This window comes from Protofrankia sp. Cas8 (genome assembly GCF_963555845.1).
Lineage (GTDB): Bacteria > Actinomycetota > Actinomycetes > Frankiales > Frankiaceae > Protofrankia.
Map to the genome: position 1 here is coordinate 1 of NZ_CAUVXI010000176.1, position 11,660 is coordinate 11,660.

The window sequence follows — 11,660 nt, forward strand, 5'->3', positions numbered from 1 at the left end:
CCTGGACCGGATCGCCGAGGTGAACCCAGCCGTCAACGCGATCACGGCCGTTCTGGCAGAGTCCGCCCTCACCGAGGCGGACCGCGTGGATGCCGCGATCAAGGGCGGCGAGCCGACCGGCCCCCTGGCCGGGGTTCCGTTCTCCGTCAAGGAGAACCTCGACGTCGCCGGAGTGCCGACCACCGAGGGGGTGGTCGCCTTCCGAGACCGGATCGCGTCCGCCGACGCCCCGGCCGTGGGGCAGCTGCGACGGGCGGGGGCGATCCTGCTGGCGCGCACCAACATGCCGGACTTCGGGATGCGCTGGCACACCGACAACGCGCTCTTCGGTGCGACCCGCAACCCTTGGGACGCAACGGTCTCCCCGGGTGGGTCCAGTGGCGGGGAGGCCGTGGCCCTGGCCACCGGGATGTCCCCGCTCGGGCTCGGCAACGACTACGGCGGATCGCTCCGGTTACCGTCCGGCGCGGCCGGGACCGTCAGCCTGCGCCCAACCGCCGGCCGGATCGCGATGGCCACCAGCACCAACCCGTACCCGCCGACGCCGACGCTGCAGCTGTTCGCCGTCGACGGGCCGATGGCACGCCGGGTCGACGACGTCCGGCTTGCGTACGAGCAGCTGTGCGGACCCGACCCGCGCGACCCCAAGTGGGTCCCCGTCCCCGCGTTACTATCCGTGCCGCAGAAACTGCGGGTTGCGGTCACCACAGACCCCGGAGAGAGCGGGGTCGACGCTGAGGTGGCAGCGGCGGTCCGCCGTGCCGCCGACGCTCTGGCGGACGCGGGAGCCATCGTCGAGGAGGTCCAGCCACCCCACGTCCTGGAGGCGGCGCAGCTGTGGCGGACCCTGACCACCGCCGAGATGCAGGGCCTGCTCGACAACCTGATCCGGCCCATCGGATCGGCGGACGCGGTGACGTACCTCGCGCAGTCGCTCGAACATGTTCCGGTCCTGGACCTCGCCGGCTACGTAGGCGGCCTGGGCCGCCGGCACGCGATCGCGGCGGACTGGTCGCTGTTCTTCGCCGACCACGACCTCGTCCTCGGCCCCATAGGGACCCAGCCCATGCACCACGTCGGGTTCGACCTCGGCGGGGCCGACAACGCTGACGCCCTCTGGCTGGCGCACCGCCTCGTCCTGACGATCAACCTGCTCGGCCTGCCCACCCTCGCCGTCCCAGTGGGACAGGACGGAAACGGTCTGCCACAAGGAGTCCAGCTCGTCGGCGACCGGTATCACGAGAGCGCATGTCTGCGCGCGGGACGGCTGATCGAGCAGGCGCTCGGCACGATCACGCCGATCAACCCTAGGTAGTGAGGCCGGTCCCGGTTCCACGGACTCATCACCGCGCGTGGAACCGGGACAGCACCGACCCGGCGTGGTCAGCGGGACCGCCCGCCCACGCCGGGTAGCCTGGGGCATCTCAGCCCCAGGACCCCACAGATCACGGACGTGAATCTCTCGTTTCAGCGGTCCGGCTCGGCCGCGCGGAGGGTCGTGCCGTCGCCGCCGTCCACCTCGGGCTGCCGGGGATGGACGCCCACGCGGGCCGCGCCGAGACCTCGCTCCTGCTCCACCTCGCACCCCTGCTCGTCGACCTCGGCCGCGTCGAGGCCGGGCCGACCGACCCCGTCGTCGATCTGCTGCCTCGGCTGCGCGCCGAGGGCGTGCGTGCGGCCAGCGCCAACGGTGTCCTCGGGGCCGGCGAGCACCGGATCGACCTTCGCCGACCGCGGCCGGCACGTCAGTGCCCCGGTTGCGGCCAGCGCGACGGCAGTCCCCGTCCAGGGGCGGGCCGCGAGCACACACACGGCCGCGGTGAGGTTCCAAAACCGGCGCGCAGCAACCGCCAGACGAGGTCGACGTCCTCCCCCACCCGCATCGCTTCGTCGAACCCGGACCCCGCCGGGTCGTCGCGGCCGGCAACCGCGAGGGCGGTCCGCCGGACGAGCAGCGTCCTCGCAGACCGCGGCAGCACCCGCGGCGCGACCTCCCCGACCCGGGGGTCGCCGAAGAGCGGGGCAGGCCCGTCGAGCCACCCCGGCGGGCCGGTGACATCCGCGTCGACGAGCGCGAGCGCCACCGGCGCGCGGCGCGCGACGCCCCTCGGGGAACCTCCGAGGGCGACCGCGCCACGCACCCGCACTCGAGGACCGAGGGCCACCCAGACCCGGTCCGGCAGCTCGGCGCGAGGGCGCAGGGGCCGACGTGTCGGTCACCCGCACCTCCCTGGTGTCCCGCGATCGTAGATATTCAAGGTTTGACTGACAAGGGCGCTCACCCGGCAGGCCCATGTCCGGAATGGACAAGCAACGACGTCTGGGACGGGAAAGACAGCCGACTCCGCGGGGGATTCACTCACACCACGCCAATCGAGGGGGCGGGGAGATGACTGCCATGCCTGGGTCGGAGTTCTGGAAGAACCTCAGGCCGATCGAGAACTCGCAGAAGCCGGACGCGCTGCCCGAGGTCTACCTGTCCAAGGTAGCCACGGATGACGACCGCTACTACGTGCCGTTCACCGACACCGTCGGGTCGCGCCCGCTGTGGATCAACGTTAAGGACAACAGCTGGGCCGACATCCTCCGCGCCAAGGAGGCGGGTCTGGTCAACCGGCACTACCACCCGCACGAGGTGTTCGCCTACACGATCTCCGGAAAGTGGGGCTACCTGGAGCGGCCCTGGACGGCGACCGCCGGCGACTTCATCTACGAGGCGCCGGGCGAGGGTCACACGCTGGTTGCCTACGACAGCGAGGAGCCGATGAAGACCCTCTTCATCGTCAAGGGTCCGCTCGCCTGGCTCGACGAGAACGGCGATGTCACAGGGATCTTCGATGTCCACGACTACATCGCGATGTGCCGGGAGCATTACGAGGCGGTGGGAATCGGTGCCGGCTATGTCAACTCGCTGTTCCGCTGACCCCACGGCCGGATGGAGGGGCACGATGACCCACATCACGACCTCCCCCGCGCTCCGGTGGGGGACCTCGTGACCAGGGCCGCGGTCTGGTACGGCGCGGGGGACGTCCGCGTCGTCGACGTCGAGGCGCGGACCCCGGGCCCGGGGGAGGCCGCCATCGCGGTGGCCTACTGCGGGATCTGCGGCAGCGACCTCCACGAGTACGCCGCCGGGCCGTTCGCGATCCCGGTCACCGAACCGCACCCAGAATCGGGTACCACCGCGCCGCTGGTCCTGGGTCACGAGTTCTGCGGCACGGTCGTCGAGGTGGGGCCCGGTAGCTCCAGTCTGGTGCCGGGCGACCGGGTCGCGGTGGAGCCGCACTACCGGTGCGGCGCCTGTCCCCGTTGCGAGAACGGGGAGTACAACCTCTGCCGGCACTTCGGTTTCGCCGGTCTGATGGGCGACGGCGGTATGGCGGACCGGGCGGTCGTCCCCACGTACATGCTGCACCGCCTGCCCGACGCGGTCCCGCTCGAGCAGGCTGCCGTGTTCGAGCCTGCCGCCGTCGCCCTGCACGCCCTGCGCCGTGCGAGCCTGCAGCCGGGCGAGACGGTCGCCGTGGTGGGCCTCGGCCCGATCGGACTGCTCGTGGTGATGTTCGCCGTCCGCCACGGCGCGGGGCGCGTTATCGCCACCGACCTCTCCCCCGCCCGGCTCGCGCTGGCTCGCGAGCTCGGCGCCACCGACCTCGTGCCGGGGACCCCCCCGGACGCCGTACCTCGCCGGATCAGGCAGGCATCCGGTGGTGAGGGCCCGGACCTGGCGTTCAAGGTCGTCGGTTCCGACGGGACGCTGCGCGCCTGCCTGGAGGCGACCCGGAAGGGAGGCCGGGTCGTGCTGGTCGGACTGGCCGGGACGGTAGCGATCGACGCGTTCGCGCTGGTGAACAAGGAGCAATCGATCATCGCCAGCGTGGGGTACCGCGACGTCTACCCCGAGCTGATCCGGTGCGTGGAGGAGGGCATGGACCTCACCACGATCGTCACCTCGACCGTTGCTCTGGAGGACGTCGTGCGCGACGGGTTCGACGCCCTGTCCCGCGGGGGCGAACAGATCAAGATCTTGGTCCGATCGACTGAAAGGAACGTATGCCGATGATCGGCCTGGCCAAGGCGGCGGGGTTCAGCGGTGACCTGTTCGACGGGCGCACAACATTCGTCACCGGCGGCACGTCGGGGATCGGTGCGGCGACGGCGATGCTGTTCGCCGACCTCGGCGCCGAGGTCGTGGCGGTCGGCCTCGCCCCGCGCGACGCCCGGGAACTGCCCGTCCACCCGGGCGTGCGAGTCGTCGAACACGACGTGCTCGACCGGGACGGCCTGGCACGGCTGATCTGCGACGAACGTCAGCTCGCCGTCCTGGTCAACTGCGCGGGCATCAGCCACGACCGCGGGGAGTACGACCTCGACCAGTGGGACCGCGTACTCGGGATCAACCTCACCGCCACCATGGTCGCGTGTCAGGCGGCGCGGCCCGGCCTCGCGAGGGCGGGCGGCTGCGTCGTGAATGTCTCCTCCATGTTCGCCTTCTTCGGCAGCAGGGATCGGCCGGCCTACAGCGCGAGCAAGGGGGCGGTCTCCCAACTCACCCGGTCGCTCGCCGCGGAGTACGCGCCGGAGGGTATCCGGGTGAACGCCGTAGCGCCGGGGTTCGTGGACACCCCGCTCGCCCGGGGCCTGCTCGACGACCCGACGGCGGCGGCGGAGGTGCTCGCGCGCATTCCGGTGGGACGGTACGGCACTCCCCACGACGTCGCCACGGTGATCGCGTTCCTGTGCTCGCCGGCCGCAGCGTACGTCTCGGGGGCGGTCCTTCCGGTGGACGGCGGCTACCTCTGCGTCTGACCGCAGATCAGGCTTACGGCATCACCGGTGAAGACGCGGGGCCTCTCACCAACCCCGCGAAGAAGTCCTGAGCACATCCCCCGGAAAGGAGACACAATGATGCGGCTGTCACACCATAAAGTCCGGTTCTGTTCGCTCACCGGTTCCCGGTGGGTCGCTGCGATCGTGGCTTCATTCGCCATCGCCGTCGGCTTACTCTCGGCGCCGACCGCGCAGGCCTCACCCCCTTCGGGGCTGCAGGGCAGCCTGCCCCTGCCCCCCGCCACGCTGACGCCGGTCGTGGTGCCTGGCACGACACCGCTCGGAGCTGCCGCGATGAATCTGGGAGCCGCTGGCTACACCGAACGTGAGTTCTACGCCGACGGGGTCGCCCATCGTTACCGAGGTGCCGTCGCCAACGCCACCGCGAATGCCGCCATCGTAGACGGGAACTGGCCGTACCGCACCCGCGTGCTGGTGCGAACCCCCAGTCCGCGACACTTCAACGGCACACTGATCGTCGAGTGGACCAATGTCACGATCGGTGTCGATGCGGACTTCGTGTTCGCCGAAGCTCACGCTGATCTGCTCCGCCTCGGCTACGCGTACGCCGTCGTCTCCGTCCAGAAGGTGGGCGTGGATCGGCTGAAGTCGTGGAGTCCGCAGCGATACGGGACCCTGTCCGTCAACGCCAGCAACGTTGACCCTCAGACCGGGGGAAATCTCGACGCCTGCGGCGTCAGCGCCTGCGCTGGCGACCCACTCTCGTGGGACGTCTTCACAGAGGTGTCCAAGGCGCTCAAGACTAACTCCGGACCGGACGCGCCGCTCCCCGGCCTGAAGGTGCGGAACGTGATCGCGACGGGACAGTCGCAGTCGGCGTTTCGCCTCACCTCGTACTACAACGCCATCCAGCCGCTCTACCATTTCTTCGACGGCTTCGTGTTCTGGGATCGGGCCGCGGCGGCACTGCGTCCTGACGTCGCTACTCCATCGGTCAGCGTCAACTCTGAGGGGCTGTCTCCGCTCACCCCGCCGTTCGGAACCTCGGGCTTCACACGCGAATGGGAGGTCGCCGGATCCACTCACAGCTCGACCATCGCCGAGCAGTACGTTAACGCGATGTTCAATCGCGACAAGGCTCTGATCGGACCGAACGGACAGCCTGAGTCCTTCACCCAGTGGGTGGAGCCTTCGTGTCAGGTGCTCCCTGCCTTCAGCCCGGTCCCGAACGGTGAGGTCGTGGCTGCAGCCGCGGAATCGGTGAAGAGGTGGATCGAGAAGGGTAAGCCTGCCGCGCCATCGATCTACTTCGACCGTGACGCGAACGGCCAAGTGCTCCGTGACGCCGACGGTAACATCAAAGGCGGCATCCGCCTCTCCGAGTTCGCCGTGCCCACCTCCAAGCTAAGTGCGCTGAACGGCACGACATTCCCTTGCGATGTGTCCGGTTGGCACCGTGACTACACCGCCCAGGAGCTCACAGGGCTGTACGGGAATCACGCTCTCTACGTCACGAAGGTGACTTCCGCCGAGGCGGCCATGGCTGCGTCGAACTACCTGCTCTGGTACAGAGCCGCGGCGACCGTGAGGGAGGCCGCGAGTTCGAGCGTGGCTCGCTGATCTGGCCAGGGGCGCCGGGACCGCTCGAGGGCGGTCCCGGCGGCCTGGGCAGCCGCCCGAAGGCAAGACCCGCTGGGGGAAAGGCGGTGGCCCGGCCTCTCACCGGTGACGCCGTCGCTGACGCCGTCAGGCGTCCACCCACGCCGGGCCGACGCACCGGTTGTCCGCACCACGCGCAGTCGCCCCCTCGATGGCCGTCCGGGCGGCGGCGATCGAGCGGGCCTCGCTCGGAGTGTGACCGAAGCGGTGATGGAAGGCTCTGGCGAAGTGGGCCTGGCTGGAGAATCCCCAGCGGTAGGCGACGTCCGCGATCCTCGTCTCCTCCGCTCGAGGCGCGCCGAGTTGGGCGTTCGCCCGTTGCAGGCGGCGCTCCAGGATGTGCCGGGTCGGCGTGGTCCCGGCCGTCTTGAAGGCCCGCGCCAGGTGCCGCACCGAGATGCCCAGGACGCCGGCTACCTCGGCTGCGTCGAGCCGTGGATCGTGCAGGCGCCTCTCGATGTGTTCCTTCGCGGCGATCAGATGGGCCGTCGCGGGGATCGAGCCGCCGCACCGCTCGACGATGAGCAGCCCGAGCAGCTCGAGCACCGCTCGCTGGATCTCCTCGGGATCCCGGTCGCCCCCGGGGATCGCCACCAGGCCAGCGAGCAGCGTGCGCAGGCGGGACAGGAGCGCGGCCTCGTGTGCGCTTTCCTGGGCGAACAGCATCGGCTCCGGAACGCCACCGGACCAGCACGCCTCGACGAACGCCTCACGCGGGATGTCCACCAGGATCTGGCGCATCGACGACGAGAAGCCGAACAGGTACGGCTGCCTCGTCTCGTAGATCACCAGGTTCCCGGCGGCCACCGGCGCACACCCGTTGCGATGCAGGAACGCGGCCGCGCCCCCGATCAGCAGGGTGGCGAACACGGAATCCTTGGGGGCGGACCGGGCCATCGCCGGCGTCCGCTCGACCACATGGGCGTTGCCCGCGATGTCCGCGAGCAGGACGTCGCGGAGCCGGATGTTCGTCTCGGTGGCGCGCAGGCCCTGCCCGGAGTAGGACCGGCACGACAGCCCCACCAGAACCTTGCGGTTGTAGTCCTCCCAGAACTCGACGCGTTCTGCGGGTGCGACGTTCTCCGTGGCCGCGGACGAGATCAAGGAGACGGTCTGGGTAGGCATCGCGAGACCTCCTGTGCTGCTGCCCGCCTGCAGCGTTCGGCCAAGCAGCGTTCGCCCAAGCAGGGTTCGGTCAAAGCTTTGACTAGCTTGCGGATGGTACGTCAGGGCCTCTCCGATCGGGAAGAGCTGCGGGGCATGCCGTGGAAGCGGCGCCTGATCGCCACGCGGCGAGGCCGAACGTCACCGGGCGCCGCTAGGGCACCTCTCCAGAGGTGCCCTAGCCTGAGACGGTGAACACGGGAGGTTCCGAACGCCTCGACTTCGTCTCCTTCGTCGACCACGCCGTCCGTCAGGTCGCCCAGGAGGTCCCGGGCGTGGACGCCGAGTCCCTGCACACGATCCTGCTCCTGCACCGCGCGAGCGACGTCGTCGTCTACGACCTGGAGTCCTCGGTCCACCGACCCGCGGGCTGGAGCTTCGCGGGGTTCCGCCTCATGTTCGTCCTATGGCTCGCCGGTGCGATGCCGTCCGGCCGCTTGGCCCGGCTGATCGGGGCCAGCCGGGCGGCGACGTCCGCGCTCGCCAAGACGCTCGAGGGTCAGGGACTCGTTACCCGCCGCAGCGACGAGGCAGACCGACGCACCGTCGTCCTCGATCTCACCGAGGCGGGCCGGGAGCGGCTCCTGACCACGTTCGCCGCGCACCACGAGCGTGAGCGGGCCTGGGCGGCCCGGCTCGACGCAGCGGAGCGTCGGACCTTGATCCGCCTGCTCGGCAAGCTCGTCGACGGTGCCGGCGACCCACAGGTCCGCAGCCGGGACTGAGGCCCGACCGGTAGGAGAGCGAGCGAGAGCGATGGAGATTTCATCAAAGGTTTGACATTCACCCAACGCGTGCTCACCATGGACCCACCCGGCGGCAGGCCGGGGCTCCACACAAGACGTCTCACCACGACGCGAAGGCGGCCATGGCGTACTACCGGCAGGTCGGTTCGGTCCCGGCCAAGCGGCACACCCGGTTCCACAACGCAGATGGCGGGCTGCTCTACGAGGAGCTGATGGGCGAGGAGGGCTTCTCGAGCGACTCCGTACTCCTGTACCACCAGTACATCCCGTCGGCGCTCGCAGCCGCCGAGGAATGGGCCCTGCCTGACCGGCGCCTTGTCGCCAACACCCCGCTCCTGCCGCGCCACTACCGGCTCCACGATCTGTTCCCCGGCGAGGCCGGCAGTACCCAGGACCTGGTCACAGGTCGCGCTCTCGTCCTGGGCAACTCCGACGTCTGCCTGTCCTACGTCGTCGCCGGCCGGAGCAGCCCCCTCTACCGCAACGCGATCGGCGACGAACTGGTGTATGTGGAGGAGGGCAGGGGGACGGTCGAGACCGCCTTCGGCGTGCTGCCTTTCCGGACCGGCGACTACGTCCTCCTGCCCCGGGCGACGGCCCACAGGTGGGTGCCCAATGGCATCGTGCGCTGCTACGTCGTCGAGGCGACCGGACACGTCACGCCGCCGAAGCGCTACCTGTCGGCGCAAGGCCAATTCCTTGAGCACGCCCCGTTCTGCGAGCGCGACCTGCACGCGCCCACGGAGCCGCTCGTCGTCGACGACGGACCGGTCGAGCTGTTCGTCAAGCACCGCGGCGCCGGCGGCGGCCCGGTGGGAACCCGCTGGGAGCTCGACAACCACCCCTTCGACGTCGTCGGCTGGGACGGCTGCCTCTACCCGTACACCTTCAACATCGGTGACTTCGAGCCGATCACCGGCCGGATCCACCAGCCGCCGCCCGCCCACCAGGTCTTCGAGGGCAGGGGCTTCGTCGTGTGCAACTTCGTGCCCCGCAAGGTCGACTACCACCCGCTCGCGATCCCCGTGCCCTACTTCCACTCCAACGTCGACTCCGACGAGGTGATGTTCTACTGCGGCGGGGACTACGAGGCACGCAAGGGGTCCGGCATCGCCCAGGGCTCGATCAGCCTGCACCCGGGCGGTCACCCCCACGGACCCCAGCCGGGTGCGGTGGAAGCGAGCATCGGGCGCGAGTCCTTCGACGAGCTCGCCGTCATGGTCGACACGTTCGCACCACTCCTCGTCGGCCCGGGCGGCCTCGCGAGCGAGGATGCCGCCTACTTCCGGTCGTGGTCCCGATGAGGCGTCCGGCCCCGTACGGCCTGTCCGACCTGGCCGGCCTCCTGGACGACGCCGCGGTGTTCCCGCCCGGGAACGCCGCGCTGCCGCAGGCGGTCCGCGCGTATCTCGGGCGCCGGTCCGCGTCGCACGCTGCGCTCGTCGGGACGCTGGTGGTGACCCCCGCCCAGGTCGCGGCTCTCCCCGCTGTCCTCGACGACGTTGTAGCGGTCCCGCTGCCGCTGTCCGTCGTCGTCCGCGACCTGGCAGACCTGCCGGGCGTCGCCGCGGCCGTCTCCGCGGACCGACGCCTCCGGTTGGCGGCCGTCGAGATCGCCGCCCCCGGGGAGAGCGCGGTGCGGGCCGCCGTCGAGGCGGCGGCCCGGCTTCCTGCCGGAGTGGGCGTCTGGGTGGAGCCGGGCTGGGGACGCCATCTCCCGGTCGCCACCGGCCTGCTGGGCGACCAGGGGTTCGGCCTGAAGCTGCGCACAGGTGGGACGACCCCGGACGCCTTCCCCACCGAGCGAGTCCTCGCGGAGGCGCTCACCTGCGCGGTCACCCGCGGGGTGCGGGTCAAGGCGACGGCCGGGCTCCACCGCGCGGTAAGGCACCGGGACCCGTCCACCGGCTTCGAGCACCATGGGTTCCTCAACCTGGTGCTGGCCGCGGACGCGGCGGACAACGGCACGGTCACCGCCGCGCGCCGACTCGCCGAGACGCGCCCCGAGGCGGTCGGGGCTGCCGTCGCCGCCCTCGGCCCGGACCGGCTCGCCACCGTGCGGGCGAGGCGGTTCGTCTCCTTCGGCACCTGCGACGTGGACGACCCCCGTCGCGACCTGGAGACCCTCGGGCTCCTCGCCTATCAGGAGGTCGAGAAATGACCCGTTCCTCGCTGCGGGCCTGGGTCGACGTCGCCGACGACAGCCCCTGGGGACCACAGACCCTCCCCTATGCCGTGGCCGACCTCGCCACCGGGCCGCGCGTCGTCGTCCGGATCGGCGATCACGCCGTCGACACGGCGGCAGTCGCGCACCGCCTCGCGCCTGACCTGGTCCCGCTCCTGGAAACGCCGACGCTCGACGTCCTGCTGGCTGCGGGGCCGGCCCGATGGGCAGCGGTCCGGGCCTCGCTCGTCGACTGGCTCACCGATCCCGCCCACCGCGCGGAGGTCGAGCCGCACCTGAGCCCCGTCGAGCACCTGCGCACGCGATTGCCGTTCACCGTCGCCGACTACGTCGACTTCTACTCCTCCCGGCATCACGCCGAGAACCTCGGGGCGCTCTTCCGACCCGGGCAGCCGGCGCTCAGCCCGAACTGGCTGCACCAGCCGATCGGCTACCACGGCCGGTCGGGCACCGTCGTCGTGAGTGGGACCGACGTCGTCCGGCCGCACGGCCAGACCAAGCCGTCGGACGCCGTCACGCCGCTGTTCGGCCCCTCGCGGCGGCTCGACATCGAGGCCGAGGTCGGGTTCGTTGTCGGGGTGCCGTCTTCCCCGGGACGGCCGGTCCCGGCGGACGCGTTCGAGGACCACGTCTTCGGCGTCGTCCTCGTCAACGACTGGTCGGCCCGCGACCTGCAGTCCTGGGAGTACGTACCGCTCGGGCCGTTCCTCGGCAAGTCGTTCGCGACCTCCGTCTCGGCGTGGATCACCCCACTCGCGGCGCTGCGCGACGCGAGGGTCCGGGTCCCCGAGCGGGAGGTGCCGACGCTGCCGTACCTCGCCGCCGGAGAGGACGAGGGCCTGGACATCGAACTCACGGTCGAGCTGGGCGGCGAGGTCGTGTCCCGGCCCCCGTTCGCACCGATGTACTGGTCACCCGCGCAGCAACTCGCCCACCTGACGGCCAACGGCGCACACCTGCGCACCGGGGACCTCTTCGCCTCCGGCACCGTCTCGGGGCCGGAACCGGACCAGCGAGGCTCGTTGATCGAGCTCAGCTGGAACGGGGCGGAGCCGCTCCAGCTCTCCGACGGGAGCGCCAGGGCGTTCCTCGAGGACGGCGACGAGGTGGTCCCT

At 70.8% G+C, this 11,660-nt stretch carries 11 protein-coding genes and 1 pseudogene; 10 read left to right on the forward strand and 2 right to left on the reverse strand.

From position 1 onward, the window contains the following. Nucleotides 1-1,315 (forward strand): amidase (locus U9977_RS20700; RefSeq protein WP_322750946.1); only part of this gene is annotated, 1,315 nt, incomplete at its 5' end. Between the two features lie 218 nt (nucleotides 1,316-1,533). Beyond that, a pseudogene (locus tag U9977_RS27160) lies at nucleotides 1,534-1,644 on the forward strand (mycofactocin biosynthesis peptidyl-dipeptidase MftE); the annotation flags it as partial. Between the two features lie 101 nt (nucleotides 1,645-1,745). On the opposite strand, the gene U9977_RS20710 reads toward U9977_RS27160, so the two are convergent. Beyond that, nucleotides 1,746-2,165: a hypothetical protein gene (locus U9977_RS20710; RefSeq protein ID WP_322750948.1), complete on the reverse strand. Its 420-nt coding sequence runs from the start codon at nucleotides 2,163-2,165 to the stop codon at nucleotides 1,746-1,748. A gap of 224 nt (nucleotides 2,166-2,389) precedes the next feature. On the opposite strand from U9977_RS20710, the gene U9977_RS20715 reads away from it, so the two are divergent. From U9977_RS20715 to U9977_RS20730, 4 genes are all read left to right on the forward strand, one after another. After that, nucleotides 2,390-2,923, forward strand: a complete 534-nt coding sequence (locus U9977_RS20715; RefSeq protein WP_416210720.1) for a 2,4'-dihydroxyacetophenone dioxygenase family protein — start codon at nucleotides 2,390-2,392, stop codon at nucleotides 2,921-2,923. 69 nt (nucleotides 2,924-2,992) lie between these two features. Beyond that, complete coding sequence (locus U9977_RS20720; protein WP_322750950.1) at nucleotides 2,993-4,063, forward strand: 2,3-butanediol dehydrogenase; 1,071 nt, start codon at nucleotides 2,993-2,995, stop codon at nucleotides 4,061-4,063. Further along, nucleotides 4,060-4,809, forward strand: a complete 750-nt coding sequence (locus U9977_RS20725; protein WP_322750951.1) for an SDR family NAD(P)-dependent oxidoreductase — start codon at nucleotides 4,060-4,062, stop codon at nucleotides 4,807-4,809. Before U9977_RS20720 ends, U9977_RS20725 begins: the two co-directional genes overlap by 4 nt. Nucleotides 4,810-4,908: 99 nt before the next feature. Beyond that, nucleotides 4,909-6,411 (forward strand): alpha/beta hydrolase domain-containing protein, encoded by a 1,503-nt coding sequence (locus tag U9977_RS20730; protein WP_416210721.1) that lies wholly within the window; start codon nucleotides 4,909-4,911, stop codon nucleotides 6,409-6,411. Nucleotides 6,412-6,537: 126 nt separating this feature from the next. On the opposite strand, the gene U9977_RS20735 is transcribed toward U9977_RS20730, so the two are convergent. After that, the gene (locus tag U9977_RS20735; protein ID WP_322750953.1) at nucleotides 6,538-7,575 is read right to left on the reverse strand and encodes a helix-turn-helix domain-containing protein; all 1,038 of its coding nucleotides are present in this window, start codon (nucleotides 7,573-7,575) and stop codon (nucleotides 6,538-6,540) included. 230 nt (nucleotides 7,576-7,805) lie between these two features. Between U9977_RS20735 and U9977_RS20740 the strand changes: the two genes are divergently transcribed. From U9977_RS20740 to fahA, 4 genes are all read left to right on the forward strand, one after another. Continuing rightward, nucleotides 7,806-8,339, forward strand: coding sequence for a MarR family winged helix-turn-helix transcriptional regulator (locus tag U9977_RS20740; protein ID WP_322750954.1), 534 nt, complete (start codon nucleotides 7,806-7,808; stop codon nucleotides 8,337-8,339). Nucleotides 8,340-8,482: 143 nt separating this feature from the next. Next, on the forward strand, nucleotides 8,483-9,664 hold the full coding sequence (locus U9977_RS20745) for a homogentisate 1,2-dioxygenase (RefSeq protein ID WP_322750955.1): 1,182 nt from the start codon (nucleotides 8,483-8,485) through the stop codon (nucleotides 9,662-9,664). Next, entirely contained in the window at nucleotides 9,661-10,521 is an 861-nt protein-coding gene (locus tag U9977_RS20750; RefSeq protein WP_322750956.1) for a hypothetical protein, read from the forward strand. The genes U9977_RS20745 and U9977_RS20750 overlap by 4 nt, the downstream gene beginning before the upstream one ends. Then, nucleotides 10,518-11,660, forward strand: a 1,143-nt coding sequence (gene fahA, locus U9977_RS20755; RefSeq protein WP_322750957.1) for a fumarylacetoacetase, incomplete at its 3' end; no start/stop codon positions are given. The genes U9977_RS20750 and fahA, both read left to right, overlap by 4 nt.